Source organism: Amycolatopsis sp. EV170708-02-1 (assembly GCF_022479115.1).
Classification (GTDB): Bacteria; Actinomycetota; Actinomycetes; order Mycobacteriales; family Pseudonocardiaceae; genus Amycolatopsis.
On the sequence record NZ_CP092497.1, the window covers coordinates 7,384,064 to 7,402,175 of the forward strand.

At 70.8% G+C, this 18,112-nt stretch carries 10 protein-coding genes; 8 read left to right on the forward strand and 2 right to left on the reverse strand.

The genetic code is table 11. The features are described from left to right. Positions 1-48: 48 nt before the first annotated feature. The 6 genes from MJQ72_RS33520 (at position 49) to MJQ72_RS33550 (ending at position 12,616) form a co-directional block, all read left to right on the forward strand. Complete coding sequence (locus tag MJQ72_RS33520; protein WP_240595039.1) at positions 49-3,249, forward strand: type I polyketide synthase; 3,201 nt, start codon at positions 49-51, stop codon at positions 3,247-3,249. Between the two features lie 359 nt (positions 3,250-3,608). Then, positions 3,609-5,054, forward strand: coding sequence for a beta-ketoacyl reductase (locus tag MJQ72_RS33525; protein WP_240601486.1), 1,446 nt, complete (start codon positions 3,609-3,611; stop codon positions 5,052-5,054). Next, complete coding sequence (locus tag MJQ72_RS33530) at positions 5,051-6,631, forward strand: (2,3-dihydroxybenzoyl)adenylate synthase (protein WP_240595040.1); 1,581 nt, start codon at positions 5,051-5,053, stop codon at positions 6,629-6,631. Before MJQ72_RS33525 ends, MJQ72_RS33530 begins: the two co-directional genes overlap by 4 nt. A 101-nt stretch (positions 6,632-6,732) precedes the next feature. Next, on the forward strand, positions 6,733-7,548 hold the full coding sequence (locus MJQ72_RS44945; protein WP_315860776.1) for an isochorismatase family protein: 816 nt from the start codon (positions 6,733-6,735) through the stop codon (positions 7,546-7,548). Further along, complete coding sequence (locus MJQ72_RS33545) at positions 7,545-11,882, forward strand: amino acid adenylation domain-containing protein (RefSeq protein ID WP_240595041.1); 4,338 nt, start codon at positions 7,545-7,547, stop codon at positions 11,880-11,882. The genes MJQ72_RS44945 and MJQ72_RS33545 overlap by 4 nt, the downstream gene beginning before the upstream one ends. Then, positions 11,879-12,616 carry a thioesterase II family protein gene (locus tag MJQ72_RS33550; protein WP_240595042.1) on the forward strand — a complete coding sequence of 246 codons (738 nt, stop codon included), beginning with the start codon at positions 11,879-11,881 and terminating at the stop codon, positions 12,614-12,616. Before MJQ72_RS33545 ends, MJQ72_RS33550 begins: the two co-directional genes overlap by 4 nt. Positions 12,617-12,692: 76 nt before the next feature. Here MJQ72_RS33550 and MJQ72_RS33555 read toward each other — a convergent pair whose 3' ends face one another. Then, positions 12,693-13,766 (reverse strand): family 43 glycosylhydrolase, encoded by a 1,074-nt coding sequence (locus MJQ72_RS33555; protein ID WP_240595044.1) that lies wholly within the window; start codon positions 13,764-13,766, stop codon positions 12,693-12,695. Between the two features lie 252 nt (positions 13,767-14,018). Here MJQ72_RS33555 and MJQ72_RS33560 point away from each other — a divergent pair, with 252 nt between their 5' ends. Continuing rightward, positions 14,019-16,757: a LuxR family transcriptional regulator gene (locus MJQ72_RS33560; RefSeq protein ID WP_240595045.1), complete on the forward strand. Its 2,739-nt coding sequence runs from the start codon at positions 14,019-14,021 to the stop codon at positions 16,755-16,757. A gap of 61 nt (positions 16,758-16,818) precedes the next feature. Next, the gene (locus tag MJQ72_RS33565) at positions 16,819-17,187 is read left to right on the forward strand and encodes a YciI family protein (RefSeq protein WP_240593693.1); all 369 of its coding nucleotides are present in this window, start codon (positions 16,819-16,821) and stop codon (positions 17,185-17,187) included. 4 nt (positions 17,188-17,191) lie between these two features. Here the strand turns inward: MJQ72_RS33565 and MJQ72_RS33570 are convergent, their stop codons facing one another. After that, positions 17,192-18,037: a protein kinase domain-containing protein gene (locus MJQ72_RS33570; protein ID WP_240595047.1), complete on the reverse strand. Its 846-nt coding sequence runs from the start codon at positions 18,035-18,037 to the stop codon at positions 17,192-17,194. Positions 18,038-18,112: the final 75 nt, after the last annotated feature.

The following is an 18,112-nucleotide window of genomic DNA, read 5'->3' on the forward strand; positions in this document are numbered from 1 at the left end:
CTGAGCGGTTTTTCCCCGGAAAACGACCATGACGGTGTTCACGGACCGGTGGACTCGATTCGAAACGGAATTCCCGGCGACAAGGTCGCGATCGTGGGCATCGGCTGCCGGTTCGCCGGCGGTATCGACTCACCCGGCCGTTTCTGGGAATTCCTGATGGCGGGCGAAAGCGCGGTCGGGCCGGTCCCGCCGGACCGGTGGGCCGCCTATGCCCGGCGGTCGAGGGAACACGCGGCGGTACTGTCGCGTGCCACGGCGAACGGCGCCTTCATGGCCGACATCAGCGGATTCGACAACGGCTTCTTCGGTATTTCGGCGACCGAGGCGCGTCAACTGGATCCGCAGCAACGCGTCGCGCTCGAAGTGGCGTGGGAGGCGTTGGAAGACGCCGGGATCCCGCCGCACACGCTGGCGGGCACCGACGCCGCGGTCTTCATGGGCGTCGGCTCGGACGACTACGGACGGCGGCTGCTGGAGGATCTGCCCGGAATCGAGGCGTGGACCGGTATCGGCGCCTCGCTCTGCGCCGTCGCCAACCGGATCTCGTACACCCTCGATCTGCGGGGGCCCAGCCTCGCCGTCGACACGGCGTGTTCCTCGTCGCTGGTCGCACTGCACCAGGCGGTCTCCTGCCTGCTGGCCGGTGAAGCGCCGGTGGCGCTGGCGGGCGGGGTCATGCTGATGGCAGGCCCCGGCCTGACCATGGTCCTGGACGCGGCCGGCGCCATTTCCCCCGATGGGACTTCGAAGGCCTTCGATGACGCCGCCGACGGCTACGGCCGTGGCGAAGGTTGCGGAATGGTCGTCCTCAAAAGGCTTTCCGACGCCGTGCACGATGGTGACCGGATCATCGCGGTCATTCGTGGGAGCGCGGTGCACCAGGACGGCCGCACGGACGGGATCATGGCGCCGAGCCGCGCGGCCCAGGAACACCTGCTGCGCCGGGCGTACGCGTCGGCGGGCGTCGACCCCCGCGACGTCGACTACGTCGAAGCCCACGGGACGGGGACGAGGGTGGGCGACCCGGTCGAGGCAGGCGCGTTGGCGTCGGTCGTCGGCGACCGGGACTCCCCTTGTCTCGTCGGGTCGGTGAAAACCAACATCGGGCACACCGAAGCCGCGGCCGGGGTGGCCGGAGTGATCAAAACCGCGCTGGCGATCCGGCATGGGATGATCCCGCCGACGCGCACGACCTCCGTACCGCGTGCGGAGATCTCGTGGGACGGGCTTCGGCTCGTCACCGAGCCCGTGGCCTGGCCGGAAACCGGCAGGCCCCGGTTGGCCGGGGTGGCCAGCTACGGCTATGGCGGGACGATCGCGCACGTCGTGCTCGAGCAGGGGCCGCCCAGCGTCGCTTCGGGTCGGCCCACGGTGGACGGCGGACCGGAATCGCGACTCTTCCCGGTATCCGCCGCGAGCCCCGCGGGGCTCGCGGCACAGGCCGCCCGGCTGGCGGACGCGATCGACGGTGGTCCGGTCGAACTGGCCGATGTCGGGCACACGCTGGCCCATCGGCGCACCCATCTGCCGGTGCGGGCGGTGGTGGCCGCGGGCAGCGGACAGGAGCTGTCGGACGGGTTGCGGAACATCGCCGTCGGTGGCGAGGCGGCCCGGCCCGTCGACCCGGTGTGGGTCTTTTCCGGCCACGGCGCGCAATGGTCCGGCATGGGCCGGGACCTGTTGATCGAGGAACCGGTCTTCGCCGAAGTGATCGACCGGCTCGGCCCGATCTACCTCGCCGAGCTCGGCTACACCCCGCGTGACGTGCTCTCCAGCGGCGAACTCGGTTCTGTCGAACGGATCCAGTCGACCATCTTCGCCATGCAGGTCGGCCTTGCCGCCGTGTGGCGGCGCTACGGCGTCCGTCCCGGCGCGATCATCGGTCATTCCGTCGGCGAGATCGCGGCCGCGGTGGTGGCCGGTGTGCTCACCGAGGCCGAAGGCGCCCGGCTCGTCTGCCGCCGATCGGCCCTGCTGACCAGGGTCGCCGGCCGAGGCGCGATGGTGCTGGTGGATCTTTCCTTCGCTGAGGTGGAGGCCGAGCTGGCGGGCCGGACGGACATCACCGCGGCGATCTCCGCCGCGCCGTCGTCCACTGTGGTCTCCGGGGACACACCGGCGATCGAGAAGGCGGCCGCCCGCTGGGAAGAGCTCGGCCGATCGGTGCGCCGGATCGACTCCGACGTCGCCTTCCACAGCGAGCAGATGGACGCCCTGTGCGCCGATCTGATCACGGCGGCGGCCGGCCTCGCGCCGGTCGCCGCCTCGGTGCCGCTTTACGTCACCGCTCTCGGCGACCCTCGATGCGCACCGCGGCAGGATGCCGCGTACTGGGCGGCGAACCTGCGTAATCCCGTTCGTTTCGCGGAAGCCGTCCGGGCCGCGGCCGAAGACGGTCACCGGGTCTTCCTGGAGATCTCGTCACATCCGGTCGTGAGCCATTCGATCACCGAGACCCTGCTGGCGGAGAACCTGCCCGGCGGGCAGGCGATCCCCACCCTGCGGCGGGGGAAACCCGAGCGCGACACCCTGCTCACCGGTGTCGCACGATTGCATTGCCTCGGTGTCCCGGTGGACTGGCGGGTCTTGCAGCCCGCCGGGAAACCGGTCCGGTTGCCGAACACGGTTTGGCAGCACACCAGGCATTGGGTCGACGGCGGGCCCGGCGAAACGCCGCCACCCGGCGACACCTTGCTCGGGCACGGCGTGACGGTGTCCGGGTCCGGCCTTCGAGTGTGGTCGACCACGCTGGACCTCAGGACCCGCCCGTACCCGCGGCGGCATCCGGTGCTGGACACCGAAATCGTTCCTGCCGCCGTTCTGCTGAGCACGCTCTTCGAAGCCGGGGCGTGTCACCTGGCCGAAATCCGCCTGCGGCAACCTGTCGTCGTCCCGCCGGCCGGGGAGCCCGCTCGGGAGGTACAGGTCGTACGCGACCAGACCCGGCTGCGGATCGTGTCCCGCGCGCTCGGTGGCGGTGAAGGAGATTGGACCACGCACACGCTCGCTTCGGCCGTTTCCGGAGACCTCCTCCCCGTCCTCCGGGCGAGGAACCCGGCTCACTGGAGCCGCTCGATCCTTCGTTCGTCGTCGATCGGCTGGCCGAACTCGGCGTGGCCGACATGGGTTATCCGTGGCGGATCGATTCCTTGGCGCGGTCGGCCGTCGAGCTCGTGGCCGAAGTGTCCGCGGATCTGGATCGCAGCTGGGCGGCGATGCTCGACGCCGCGTTGTCGACCGCTTCGGTGATCTTCCCCGGCGAACCGGTCCTGCGGATGCCCGCGGCCGTCGACCGCGCGGGGATCCGTGGTGAACCACCGGTCGCCGCCGTGGTCAGGGTCCGGATCGACCCATCCAGACCGGCCACGGTGGACGTCGTGGTTCAGGGCGCCGGCGCCGAAGCCCGCCTGGACGGGCTCCGCTACGGCGAGTTCGACAGCGATCTCTTCACGGTCGGCCGGCACTCCGTCGGTGGTTGGACGTACGAGATCGTCCGGCGCCCGGTGGAGACGGCCGACCTCACCGGGCAGGCCGGGCAGTCCGTCGCCGTCGTCGGTGACCGGAGCCTGGCGCGTCTCATCACGTCGGCGATGCCCGGTACCCACGTGATGGTGAGCGAGGACGACCGGTTGCCGAGTGTGGATCACCTCGTCTACGCCCCCGTTCCCGGCCGACCGGCGGCGTCCCGCCTGCTTTCCCTCCTGCGGGCGGTTCCGGGCGGTACGACGCTGTGGTGCGTCACCCGTGGCCTGTCCGCATTGGAAACCGCGTCACTGAGGGGAATCAGCCGCGTGGCGGCGAGCGAACAGCCCGAATCATGGGGTGGTCTCGTCGATCTCGTCGACGACGACGCGGCATCGCTGGCCCGGTGGCTGGGCTCGGGCTCGCGGGAGCCGGTCGTCTCGGTCGAAGACGGTGTGGTGTCGGCACAACGGCTGGTCCCGCTCGCCACCGAACCCGGTGTCTTCCGGTGCCGTCCGGACGGCACGTACCTGATCACCGGCGGCCTCGGCGCCCTCGGTCTCCAGGTGGCCGAGCATCTCGCCCAACGTGGAGCACGCCGGATCATCCTGCTGGGCCGCAAGGATCTCGGGCCGCGTGAGCGATGGGACGGCGACGAGCGGGCGGAAGCAGTGCGGGCGTTGGAGGCCGCTGGTGTCACGGTCGTCGTGGTCGCGGCCGACATCGCGGACGCGACGGCGGTCACCGCCGCGTTGGACGGCCTGGACCTGCCGCCGATCCGGGGTGTCGTGCACGCCGCCGGCACGGTCGACAGCACGCTGCTGCACGACCTGGACGACGAGACTCTGCGGGCGGTGATGCGGCCCAAGCTCTCGGGCGCGCTCGTACTCGACGAGCTGTTCCCGCCGGGAAGCCTGGACTTCCTGGTGTTCTTCTCGTCGATCGGCCAGTGGCTGGGACTTCCCGGCCAAGGCGCGTACGCCGCCGCGAACGCCGCACTCGACGCGCTGGCGCATCGCCGCCGCGACGCGGGTGGCACCGAGACGGTCAGCATCGCTTGGACGAGCTGGCGCGGTCTCGGCATGTCGACTTCGGCGGCGGCGACCGATCTCGAACTCGCCGCTCGCGGCACCGGTGACATCGACGCCTCGCGCGCGTTCAGGCTCCTCGACCAGATCCTCGCCGCACCGGATTCGGTTCCGCCGGTCGTCGGAGTGGTACGGATTCTGCACGGGCACCAGGGGCACCGGCCCGCCGTCCTCGCCGACCTGCCCCAGGACGAACCCGGTGACATCGAAGAGAAGCCGGAGTGGGATTCGCTCTCCGGGCCGGAGTTGACCGGCTTCCTCCAGAGCGCGGTACAGGATCGGGTGGCCGCGGTACTGGGCGGCGCGCCCGGCGGGGTCGCGCTCACCCGCCCGTTGGCCGAAGCCGGCGTCGATTCGTTGCTCGCCACCGTTCTCCGGCTGGAGCTGGAGAAGGTCGTCCGGGTGGCGCTGCCCGCCACCCTGTTGTGGAACCACCCGACGATCGCCGACATCACGCGGTACCTCGCCGGCCTCGTGTCCTCGGGACTTGGACGGCAGGGATGAGCGCGGACTGGGTGCCCTGGCCCGAGGAGTTCGCGGCACGGTACCGGGCGGCGGGCTACTGGACCGGTGAGACCTTCGGCGAGCTGCTGAGCGCCCGGGCGGCCGCGTTCGCGGACCGGATCGCGATCGTCGACGGCGATCGCCGGTGGACGTACGCGGACCTGGACAGGCACGCGCATGCCGCCGCGCAAGGGTTTCTCGCGCGCGGTGTCGCGCCGGGCGACCGCGTGATCGTTCAGCTGCCGAACATCGCGGAATACTTCTCCGTCCTTTTCGGACTGTTCCGGATCGGTGCGCTGCCGGTGTCCGCGTTGCCGTCCCATCGGTTCAGCGAGATCTCGGCGTTCTGCCGGATCACGGGCGCCACCGCGTATGTCATGAAACCGGAACACGGCGGTTTCGACTACCGGATCCTTGCCGACGACGTCCGGGCGGCCAGCCCGACCTTGCGGCACGTCATCCCGCTGGGCGAGGTCGAACAGCCGGGCGAGACTCCTCTGCCGCACGTCCGGGCGGAGGGCCTCGCGCTCATCCAGATGACCGGCGGGAGCACCGACGTGCCCAAGCTGATTCCCCGAACCCACGACGACTTCCTCTACAGTGTCCGGGCGAGTGCGGAGATCTGCGGGCTGACCACGGAGTCGGTGTATCTCGCGGTATTGCCGATAGCGCACAACTTTCCCCTTTCCTCCCCCGGCGCGCTGGGGGCCTTGCACGCGGGCGGTCGGGTCGTGCTGGCCCCAGCCCCGAGCACCGAGATGGCTTTTCCCTTGATTTCGCGGGAAAGGGTCACGATCACCGGTGTGGTGCCACCGGTGGCGCTGCAGTGGATGGATTCCCCCGCCCGGCACCGGCACGATCTGTCCTCTTTGGAGGTTCTGCAGGTCGGTGGGGCGAAGTTCATGTCCGAAGCCGCGCGCCGGGTGCGGCCGGAGCTGGGCTGCCGGCTGCAGCAGGTCTTCGGTATGTCGGAAGGACTGGTCAACTACACCCGCCTGGACGACGACGACCACACGGTGCTCACCACCCAGGGGCGGCCGATCTCCCCGGACGACGAGATCCGCGTCGTGGATCCCGACGGCCGTCCCGTCGCACCTGGGGAGCCGGGTGAGTTGCTGGTCCGCGGCCCGTACACGATTCGCGGCTACTACCGCGCCGAGGAACACAATGCCGTGGCGTTCACCGAGGACGGCTTTTACCGCACCGGCGATCTGGTGCGGCGATCTCCGTCAGGGCACCTGGTCGTGGCGGGCCGGATCAAGGAGCAGATCAACCGTGGCGGGGAGAAGATCGCCGCCGAGGAGGTCGAGAACCATCTGCTGGCCCATCCCGCCGTCCGCGACGTGGCCGTGGTCGCCGCCCGCGACGAGTACCTGGGGGAACGGTCGTGCGCGTTCGTGATCGCGTCCGGCACCCCGGTGACCGAGCAGGATCTGCGCGCGTTCCTGCGTTCCCGCGGCCTGGCCGCCTACAAGATTCCCGACCGCGTCGAAATGCTCGACGCGTTTCCCCGCACCAGTGCCGGAAAGGTGAGCCGTCGCGACCTGCGCGCGCTCGCGGACACGTTGCGGCGCTGACCGAGGCGGACATGACAAGAAGGGACACCCGACAGGTGGGACTGCCACATATCGCTCCCTACGAGATTTCACATCTCCGTCCGGCGCCGGACGGCGATCGCGTGAGCTGGCGCGCCGATCCGGCACGAAGTGTTCTGCTGATCCTCGACATGCAACGGTATTTCACCGACGCCTTCACGTCGGCGGCGTCCTTGCTGACCGAAGTCACCGACAACATCGACGCGCTCCGCCGTCAGGCCCACGAATCGGGGATACCCGTCGTGTACACCGCACATCCCGGCGATCAGCGGCCCGCGGAACGAGGACTGCTCGCCGACTTCTGGGGACCGGGCCTTCGCGACAGTCCCGAGGACACCGCGATCATCTCCGCCCTCGCGCCGCGTCCGGAGGACATCGTTCTCCCCAAGCACCGCTACAGCGCCTTCCACCACACGGAACTCGCGAATCTGCTGGACGAAGCGGGCCGCGACCAGATCATCGTCACCGGCCTGCACGCCCACTTGGGCTGCCTGATGACGGTCCAGGACGCCTTCAGCCGGGACATCCAGGCGTTCCTCGCGGGCGACGCCGTGGCGGATTTCTCCTCGGGTCACCACGTGATGGCCGTGGAATACGTGGCGGCCCGCTGCGGGGCCGTCGTCACCACCGCCGAACTCGCCAAGGACCTCACCGGCGGTCCGGCCGGCCTCGACGCGTTCCGCGCGCGGATCGCCGAGATCGCGGCCGTCCCCGTCGCCGAACTCCGCGACGACACCAGGATCGACGACCTGGGGCTGGATTCGATCAGGGTCATGACCTTGGTCGACCGCTGGAACGACGAGGGAATCGAGATCACCTTCGCGGATCTGGCCGAGGCACCCACCCTCGCCGACTGGTGGCCGCTCCTCGTCACCGGCACGAAGGGATCGGTCCGATGACGACGGACACCCGCGCCCCCGAGACCTTCGCGCTCACTCCCATGCAGCACGCGTACTGGATCGGGCGCAGGGACGACCAGCCGCTGGGCGGGGTGGCGTGTCACGCCTACTACGAGTTCGACGGCACCGGCCTGGACATCGCCCGGCTCGACGACACTTTCCGCACGCTCGTCGCCCGGCACGAAATGCTCCGGGTCGAAATCACGGAGGACGGCAGGCAGCGTATTCGGCCGTCGTCATCCTGGCCGGGTGTCACAGTGCACGATCTGCGGGACGCTTCGCCCGGCGCCATCGACCGCCGGCTCGAAGCCCTGCGTTCCGCGCTCTCCCACCGCCGGCTCGACGTGGCGCGAGGCGAGGTCTTCGGTTGTGAAGTCGCGCTGCTGCCGGATGGCGCTCATCGGATGTTCTTCGACATCGACGTCATGGTGGCCGACCTGCACAGCGTCCGCACGCTGATGACGGAACTGGCGACCGTCTACACCGACCCCGCCGCGCCGCTGCCGGAACTGAACGCGAGCTTCCCCGCTTATCTGGAGGACCGGAACCGGGCGCTCCCCCGCCGTCGCGAAGCCGCTGTCCGGTACTGGAAAGACCGGCTGGACACGCTCCCGCCGGGACCGTCGCTACCGCTCGTGGTCGACCCGGACGCCGTGCGGCGGCCCCAGTTCCGGCATGACGCCTACGAGCTGTCCGAGGCCCAGACGGACACCTTCCGCGCCCGGTGCCGTCAGGCCGGTCTCACCCCGTCGGTCGTACTGGCGACGGCGTACGCGCTCGTGCTGGGGCGGTGGAGCGAGCGGAAACACTTTTCTCTCAGCCTGCCCACTTTCGCCAGGGTCGGTGACGCGGAGCGGATGATCGGCGAGTTCGGCGCGCTGACCCTGCTGGAGGTCGACACCAGCGAGCCGTCGACCTTCCTCGAGTCGGCGAAGCGGATCCGCCGCCGGCTCAATCAGGATCTCTCGCACACCGCGTACACCGGCATCGAAGTGCTCCGCGACCTCGCCCGGACGCGCCCGGGTGAGCGCGTGGGCGCGCCCGTCGTGTTCGGGGCGAACATGACCGAGGAACTCGTGCCGCCGCTGTTCGCCGAACGGTTCGGCGCTCCGGGCTGGGCGGTGTCGCAAACCCCGCAGGTCTGGCTCGACTACCAGGCCTTCCAGCTCGACGGCCGGTTCGTGCTGGCGTGGGACTCGGTCGGCGCGCTGTTCCCCGACGGGCTCATCGACGACATGTTCGCCGCGCACACCGAGCTGCTCCAGTGGCTGACCGGCCCCGGTACCGACTGGGACACCACGCCACCGGTCTCGATTCCACCGCGGCAACGCTCGACCCGGGAGCGGGTCAACGCCACCGGCCCCGGTCTTCCGCCCCGGCTGCTGCACGAGCCGTTCTTCTCACGCGCCGAGGCGGACCCTTCGCGGATCGCCCTGCGATGGGGTGACGACAGCAGCATGACCTACGGCGAGCTGGCCGGACGTGCCCACGCGGTCGCCGCGTCGATCATCGAGGCGGGGACCACCACTCCCGGCGAGCTCGTCGGGATCGTCATGGAGCGCGGCTGGGCGCAGATCGCCGCCGTGTACGGAGTCCTGCTCGCCGGACGTGCCTACGTACCGATAGACACCCATCAACCGGCGGCCCGGCGGGAAACCATTCTCGCCAACGCCGGCGTACGGATCGTGCTCACCGACCCGGCCTCGGCCGGTCTTCTGGACTCTCCGCCGGGTGTCCGGGTGCTCGAAGTCGGCGAGACGATCACGAGCGGCATCCGGTCTCCGCTGGCACCGGCCGCGGATCCCGCGAGCACGGCCTACGTCATCTACACCTCCGGATCGACCGGGCAACCGAAGGGTGTGGTGGTCAGCCACCGGGCGGCGGCCAACACGGTGGACGACATCACGCGGCGGTTCGCGGTCGGCGAGGACGACCGCGGTCTCGCACTGGCCAACCTGGGTTTCGACCTGTCGGTCTACGACATCTTCGGTCTGCTCGGTGCCGGCGGCTGCCTGGTGCTGACCGGCGCCGGACGGCAGGCCGACCCCGCTTCCTGGGCGGAGCTGTGTTCCCGCCATGGCGTGACGTTCTGGAACTCCGTTCCCGCCCAGCTCCAGATGCTCGACAACTTCCTCGCCGCGGACCCGGTGCACCAGCCCACCTCGTTGCGGATCGCGCTGCTGTCCGGCGACTGGATCCCGGTGTCGCTGCCGGACTCCTTCAAGTCCAAAGTAGACGGTGTGCGGCTGGTCAGTCTCGGCGGCGCGACCGAAGCGGGCATCTGGTCCATCTACCACGAGATCGACGAGACACCCGACGGCCGGCCCAGCATTCCCTACGGAAAGCCGCTGTCCGGGCAGACCTTCCACGTCTTGGACGGGCTGATGGCCGACCAGCCCGACTTCGTACCGGGAGAGCTGTACATCGGCGGGGTGAGCCTCGCCGACGGATACCTCGCCGACGAGGAGAAGACCGCGGCGCATTTCGTCCGGCACCCTCGCACCGGACGCCGCCTCTACCGCACCGGTGACTACGGGCGCTACCACCCGGACGGCACGATCGAGTTCCTCGGACGGCGCGACTCGCAGGTCAAGATCCGCGGGCACCGAGTCGAGCTGAGCGAGATCGAGACGGCCCTGCACCGGCACCCGGACGTCGCGCAGGCGGCTGTCCTGGCGACGGGTTCCGGGCCGGGGCATCGCACGCTGGTGGCGTTCGCCGAGCCGAAACGCAAGAGCCCGGAGGCCCCCGACACCGAGCCCGCCCGTGTCATCTCCGCGGTGAGCGACACCGCCGTGGCGCGGCCGGTCGCGCCGGACCTCGCCGCGTTCCGGGGTTTCCAGGAGCGACTCGACCGGGTCAGCCTGCTGTCGATGGCATCCGCCCTGCGCGAGACCGGCCTGTTCGCCGGCCCAGGACAGAAGCATTCGCTGTCCGAGGTCCTGACCACCGCTCGGGTGGCGCCCCGGTTCCACCGCCTGGCGCGCCGCTGGCTCCACGCGCTCTGCGACCAGGGACATCTGCACCGCGACGGCGATGCGTACCACGGTCTGGTCCCGGTCACCGGCACGGAACTGGCGGACGCCTGGGACCGGCTGGAGAAGACGCGGGACGATCGGTACTTCCCCCGGGTGCGGCTGGATTACCTGCGCGGCTGCGCGGCGCATCTTCCCGCGTTGCTCCGTGGCGAGACCGAACCGATCGGACTGTTCTTCCCCGAGGGGAGCACCGACGTCGCCTACGCCACCTTCGCCGGGAATCCGCCGTCGGACCACGTCAACGCGGTCGCCGCCGGGTTCACCCGCTGGCTCGTGGCGGGGAGCCAGACGCGGTCCCCGGCGCGGGTCATCGAACTCGGCGCGGGCGTGGGCGCCACCACCAAGATGCTCGCGCCGCGACTGTCCGAGTCCGACGCCGAATACCTGTTCACCGATGTCTCGCACTTCTTCCTCGCCGAGGCGGAAAGGAAGTTCGGCGACCTGCCCGGGATGTCCTTCGGGCTGTTCGACATCAACTCGACGCCGCGGGAGCAATCGTTCCCCGGCAACGATTTCGATGTCGTCCTCGCGGCGAACGTGTTGCACAACGCGGACGACCTCGGCCGGACCCTCGACGGCATCAGCGAACTGCTGGCTCCGGGCGGCTGGCTGGTCTTCCTCGACGGGACGGAGGCGGGCGAGTTCCCCGCGATGATGATCTCCATGGAGTTCCTCGTGACCGGGCAGCCCGGCGACGACTTCGCCGACTTCAGATCCGGCCACGACCAGCTGTTCCCCACGGTGGACCAGTGGTGCTCGGCGCTGCGCGAGGCCGGCGCGGCCGAAGTCCTGGTGGCACCGTCGGACGACGACCCGTTCGCGGAGTTCGGGCAACGGGTGTTCGCCGCGCGATTCAAGACCGATCGGCATCGCCTCGACACCGGCGACCTGCGCGGCCATCTCGCGGAGCGGGTTCCGGCCCATATGATTCCCGCCGAGATCGAGATCGTCGACGAGTTGCCGACGACGGGCAATGGCAAGGTCGACCGGCGCCGGCTCGCAACCTGGGCCGAAGGCGGCGGACTTCCTCGGCAGGAGCGAATCCGCCCGCCCGGCGACGATCTCGAGGGTGAGCTCGTCGAGATCTGGTCCGAGACCCTCGGCGGTCGCCCGGTCGGGACCGACCAGGACTTCTTCGCGCTGGGAGGAGACTCACTGCTGGTGGCCAAGCTGGTCGCCACGATCCGCGACCGGGTCGCTCCGGCCGGGACACTGTCCTTCGAAGACATCCTGGCCACCGTGCTCGCGACACCGACGGTCGTCGCGATGGCGGAGTTCCTCAGGAAGACGACGTGAGCACCCGTCTGCTGGCGCGTCTGTCCACGCCGCCGCGGCCGACCCTCCACCTCGTGTGCTTCCCTGCCGCGGGCAGTACTTCGGCCTTCTTCGGGCCTTGGGTCGCTCACCTGCCGCCCACCTGCGCGATGTTCGTCGCGGCGAACCCCGGCACCCTCCCGGGCAACAGCTACGACGGAGACCTGATGGGGCTGGCCGGCGCGGTGGCCGACGCCGTGGCGTCGCTGCCGAACCGGCCGGTGGTGTTGTTCGGCCACAGCATGGGCGCGACCGTCGCCTTCGAGGTGGCGAGGCGTATCGAGAAACGAGGAAAGCCCAGCGTTTCAGCGGTCTACGCGTCAGGGTCACGTCCGCCTTCCCTACGCGGCGAAGGCGGCGTGCACCGGTTCACCGACGCCGAGATGTGGACGGAACTGAGCCGCCTCAACGGGATCGCCACCGAGGAGCGGGAGGACGGCGTGGTGCGGGAGCGTGCCGAGTCGATCCGGGCCGACTTCCGGACCATCGAGACCTACCGGGCCGAACACGAGTCGGCGATCCAGGCACCGATAACCGCGCTCATCGGGAACTCCGACTCCGAGGTGACCGCGCCGGAGGCCGAACGGTGGCGCGAGCACACCAGGAGCACCTTCGCGCTGCGCGTCTTCAACGGTGGCCATTTCTACCTGCGCGGCAAGGAATCGGCTCTCCTCGACCTGATGCTCTCCGCGAGCGGCGACGGGTTCATGCCGTGACACCACGGCCCGGCATGGGTGAACGGCGCGTTCACGGTGGTGAACGCGCCGTTCACGGCGAACCGGGTGTGGCGCCTCAGCTGAGGTAGAAGCCGCCGTCGTTGCGGAGGACCGTCGCCACGATCGGGAACCGGCGGCTGCCGTTCCACCAGTGGTAGACCGCGTGGTACTGGCCGTTGGCCGCCTGGAAGAAGTCCATCCCGCCCGGGCCGGGGTGGTTGCCGGGCAGGCCGCGGTAGGGGTTGAGGCCGCCGGTGCCGGTGTACCCGAAGTACGGCCGCTCCGCCCCGTTCTGCCGCGGGGTGCAGCGCGTCGACGGGATCGGGCCGGTGCCGCACCTGGCGATGCCGGTCGCGTACCGGGCGCTGTCCCAGTTGTTACCCGAGTAGGCCAGGTACCAGTAGCCGTCGGCGGACTTGAACATCGACGGGTTCTCGATCACGTGCGTGCCACCGCTCATCCGGATGGTCTCCCAGCCGATGTCGGTGCTCTTCAACGCGTCCCGGCGGGTGTCCCAGTCCGCCATGCCGTTGGACTGGGTGCGCACGATCGAGATGCCGGTCTCGGGGTACGAGGTGATCGCGTCGTCCCGGTAGGCGACGTACATGGAGCTGCCCGAGACGAACGGGTTCGCGTCGATGGCCCAGCGGCCGTTGCCCGGGCACGCCCATTCGACGGGGTTGGTGAACGGGCCTCGCGCACTGCCCGAGACGGCGCGGCCGAGGCATTTCTGGCCGCTTCCCCGCTTGGACGCGGTGTAGTACATGAAGTAGGTGTCGCCGAAGCGGACGACGCCGGGTGCCCAGACGTTGCCCTCCGCCCAGCTACCCGGCCCGTTGGGCAGCGCGTCGGCCGAGGCGCAGGTGCCCACCCCGACGGTGTCGCCGGAGCCGTGCACGAGCACCGGCACGAACAGTTTGCCGGTCGCGCCGCACCGGGCGCCGACACCGTCGCCGACCGTGGTGCCGTACGTGACGTATCTGCCGTCCTTCGCCAGGACGGTGTCCGGGTCGGCGAGCGGGAACGTCGACTCGGCGGCCGCGGCCGAGACGTCGTCGGCCGCGGCCGTCGTTCCGGCCGCCACGACGGCGGTCGTGGCGGTCGTCGCGAGCACGCCGGCCACGAGTAATCTGGTCATCCACTTGCGCATGCTGAATCCCTTACTGGGCAAGGAGAGTAGGGTCGTTCACGAGGAGCACCCGGCCACCCACGGTCGACTCCCCCGGTTAGTTGTGGACGGACAAGCACGCCAGTCGGAAAACTAGGTGACCCCGGTCGCCGAGGCGACCGAAAGCGCGGAAACTGCCGGTCGATACGCCCGTACGGCCCATCCGGCGGCGCCGTTCGATCTACCGCGGCCGAACGGCCTGATCCCGGACCCGCCGCCCTCTAGGGTGACCGCATGTCGCTGGTGGGAAGGGACGTCGAGCTGGCGCGGGTTCGCCGCCTGCTGACGGACGCGCGAGACGCGCGAAGCGGTGTGCTGGCGTTGCGAGGCGCGGCGGGCATCGGGAAATCGGTCCTTGTCGACCACGCGGTGTCGATCGCCGAGGCCGAGGGCATGCGGGTGGTCCGCGGGGCGGGGGTCGAGTCCGATTCCGAGCTGGCGTACGGCGGCCTGCACCAGCTCCTGTTCCCGTATCTGGCCCGGTTGGACGCCCTGCCCGCTCCCCAGGCCATGGCGCTGCGGTGCGCTTTCGGCCTGGCCGAAGGAGACGAGGCCAACCGGTTCCTGATCTCCGCCGGCACCCTGTCATTGCTCTCCGATCTGGCCGAGGACGCCCCGCTGCTGTGCGTGGTCGACGACCTGCAATGGCTCGACCAGGGTTCGGTGGAAGCACTGTTGTTCGCGGCCCGCCGCTTCGTGGCCGACCCGATCGCGATGCTGTTCGCGGTGCGCGAGATGTCGGCACCGTTCGAGATCGCCGGCGTCGAGGTCGTGGAGCTGTCCGGCCTCGCGGCGCCCGATGCCGCCCGGCTGCTGGACGACCACGCGCCGGACCTCGTCGAACCGGTGCGGGACCGGGTACTCGCGGAATCCGGCGGCAATCCGCTGGCGATCATCGAGCTCGGGTCGTCGCGGCTCGCGGCCCGCGACGCCGACGAGCCCGACCCGGCCGAGCAGGTCGGCCCGCTGCCGGTGGCGCGCCGTGTGCAGGAGGCGTTCCGCCGCCAGATCGTCGAGCTTCCCGAACCCACGCAACGCGCGCTTCTGGCGGCGGCGGCCGACACGGCGGCGCCGCTCGCGACGATCCTGCACGTGATCGAAGCCCTCGGTGGCGCCCCCGGCGACCTCGCGCCCGCCGAACGCGACCGGCTCCTCCGGATCGACAGCCGGATCACGTTCCGCCATCCGCTGGTCCGGGCGGCCGCCTACCAGGACGCGCCGCTGCACCGGCGGATCGAGGTGCATCGCGCGTACGCCGACGCGCCCGACGCCGACGTGGACCGGCGGGCGTGGCACCTCGCCGCCGCCACCACCGCCCCTGACGAGACCGTGGCCGCCGAGCTCGAACGCGCGGCGGAGCGGGCCTGGCATCGCGGCGGCGCGATGGCGGTGTCCGCCGCCTACGACCGCGCCGGACGGCTCAGCGCCGACCGCGAACTGAAGGCCCGGCGTATCGCGCTGGCCAGCCAGGCCGCGTTCGACGCCGGCAAAGCCGACCGCGCCGCCCGGCTGGCGGCCGAAGCGCTCTCGCTCACCACCGAGCCCGGCATCCGGGCCGACGCCATCTACACGCGTGGCGCCGTGGAGTACGAACGCACGTCCCCGCGAGCCGACGCGGAGCTGGCGATCGGGGCCGCGGAGCTGGTGCGCGACACCGATCCGGAGCGCGCCGCGCTCAACTTCTTCGAGGCCGTGCACGCCGCCCGGCACGGAGCGGCGCACGACCTGCTGCGGCAAGTGGCCGGCCTGATGCGCGGGTTCACCCCGCCGGAGCACTGGGCACCGGTCGTCACCGCCCTTTTCGGCTGGGCTGAGCTCTTCGACGGACGCCCGGAGGCGGCCGTCGGCCCGATGCGCGAGCTCTACACCACCGCGAGCGGCGGTGGGAACGACCTGATGCATCGCGTCACGGCCGGGTTCGGCGGGCTCATGATCGCGGACGACGACGACGTCGTCGCCGGGACGGAGGACATGCTGGCCCAGGTGCGGGCCACCGGGGCGCTCGGCTGGGTCCCGTACACGCTGAACGTGCTCGCCGTGGCGCGGCTGTTCCGCGGCGAGTTCGCGGACGCTCGCGCGTGTGTCGCGGAAGGCGCGTCCGTGGCCGCCGAACTCGGGAACACGACCGAGCGCCTGGCGCACCGGTCGGTGGAGGTGTGGCTGCACGCCGTCTCGGGTGACGAGAAGAGCTGCCGGCTTCTCGCCGCGGAGGTGCTCCCGCCGGCCAGGGCCCGGCACCGGGTCAACGCCGAGATCGCGGACTGGGGTCTCGGCATGCTCGACCTTTCCGCCCGGCGGTTCGGGGAAGCGCTCGACCGGCTCGAAAAGGTGTGCCGGGGACCCGCGAGCCGCGACCTCCTGGTCCGGGCGGTACCGGATCTGGTGGAGGCCGCCGTACGCGGCGGCGAGCCGGATCGCGCCCACGGACCACTGGCGGCGTTCCGGCATTGGGCCGAGCACGTCGACCGCCCGGTCGCCACCGGGCTCCTCCTGCGCTGCCGGGCTTTGCTGGCCGATGACGCCGACGCGCTGTACATCGAGGCGCTGCGGATCCAGGAGCGGCACGGCGGTCCTTACGAGCGTGCCCGTACCCAGCTGGTCTACGGCGAGTGGCTGCGCCGCCAGCGCCGCCGCACCGAGGCCCGCGCCCATCTCGCGGCGGCGGTGTCCGCGTTCGAGGGGCTCGGCGCGGAGCTCTGGGCCGAGCGTGCGCGCGGCGAGCTGGCCGCTTTCGGCGAGCGGGGCGACGAACCCCGGCGCAGTGGCCCGCTCACCCTGTTGACCCCGCAGGAGCTGCAGGTCGTCCGGCTGGCCGCCACCGGTCAGACGAACAAGGAGATCGCCGCGCAGCTGTTCCTCAGCCCGCGGACCGTCGGCCACCACCTGTACAAGGCGTATCCGAAACTCGGCGTGACCGGTCGCGCCGGGCTGGCCGTCCTCGTCCGGTCGCCGGATACCGGTCACGATGACTGATTCGCCGGCCGGGGTCTCCCGCATAGCTTTTCGGTACAGCACCGACAACGAGGAGCCGACCATGACGAAGTACTTCCTGAGCCTCCCGCACGACTCCGCCGAGGAGCCGACGATGGAGAACATGGACCCCGCCGAACTGCAGGAGATCATGGCCGCGGTCGGCGCGTTCAACACCGCCTTGGAAGAGGCGGACGCGTTCGTGACCGCCGGCGGCCTGCAGCCGCCGTCGACCGCGACCACGGTGGACTACTCCGGTGACACCCCCGTGCTCACCCCTGGCCCCTTCGCCGAGGCCAAGGAGTACCTGGGCGGCTTCTGGATCATCGAGGCCGAAAACGACGACGTCGCGATCGAATGGACCAAGCAGGCCTCGCGCGCGTTGCGGAGCAGGGTCGAGGTCCGCGCCCTCCAGGAGGAACCCGGCGCCTGAGGGGTCAGGGGCCGCACACGGCTCCCCGGATCGGCTTGGGCGGGCTCGTGTGGACGACCCGGCCGTCGGTCGCCTGCACCTCGAAGCAGTAGCGGCGCACGGGATCGACCGGAATGGTGATCGCGTGCGCCCGCCCGGCCAGCACGGTCCGGTTGGGTTCGTTCTCGGGGGCGACGATCACCGCGTAGTCGACGACGTCCGAACCGCTCGTCCAAGCCAGCATGACCTGGTTCCCCCGGTCGGCCGGTTCGGCGAGCTCCAGTTCGAGGTCCGCCACCGGCTCCGGCTCCGGTGTGGCGGCGGGTGGCGTGGTGACGACGTCCGGCCGCCGGTCACCGAGCAGTACCGCGGCCACCGCACCGAGGACGGCCACTGTCGCCGCCGCGCCGAACACGACGCCACGGCCCACCCGGGCCCGGCGAAGCGGCTCCGGCGGGGCGGCCTCTTCGCGTGCGCTCGACGGCGGCGGGACGGCCGGTTCGGCGGGACGGGGGTACATCTCGGCGAGCCGGTCGGCGACCCACGCGGCGTCCGGCGGGCGGTGCGCCGGATCCGGGGCGAGCAGCCTGCTCACCATCGCCGACAGGATGACCGGCACCCCGGGCCGGTCGATCGGCGGCACCGGGGTGCGCAGCAGCCTCAGCAGCCGCTCGCCCATCGGTTCCCCGAGCCTGCCGGGCTGCGGGTGATCGCCGGTCAGCGCCAGGTACAGCACCACTCCCAGGCCGTACAGATCGGTCCGCTCGTCGAACGTCTCGGTGCGCAGGGTCTCCGGCGCCAGGTATTCGAGCGACCGCGTCGGATCCCGCGGGAACGCCTGCCGCAGGGCGACCCCGAAATCGGCGAGCACGGGTTGGCCGTTCGCGCGGAACAGCACGTTCGCGGGTGGACACCGCCGTGCACGACACCGGCGGCGTGCGCGGCG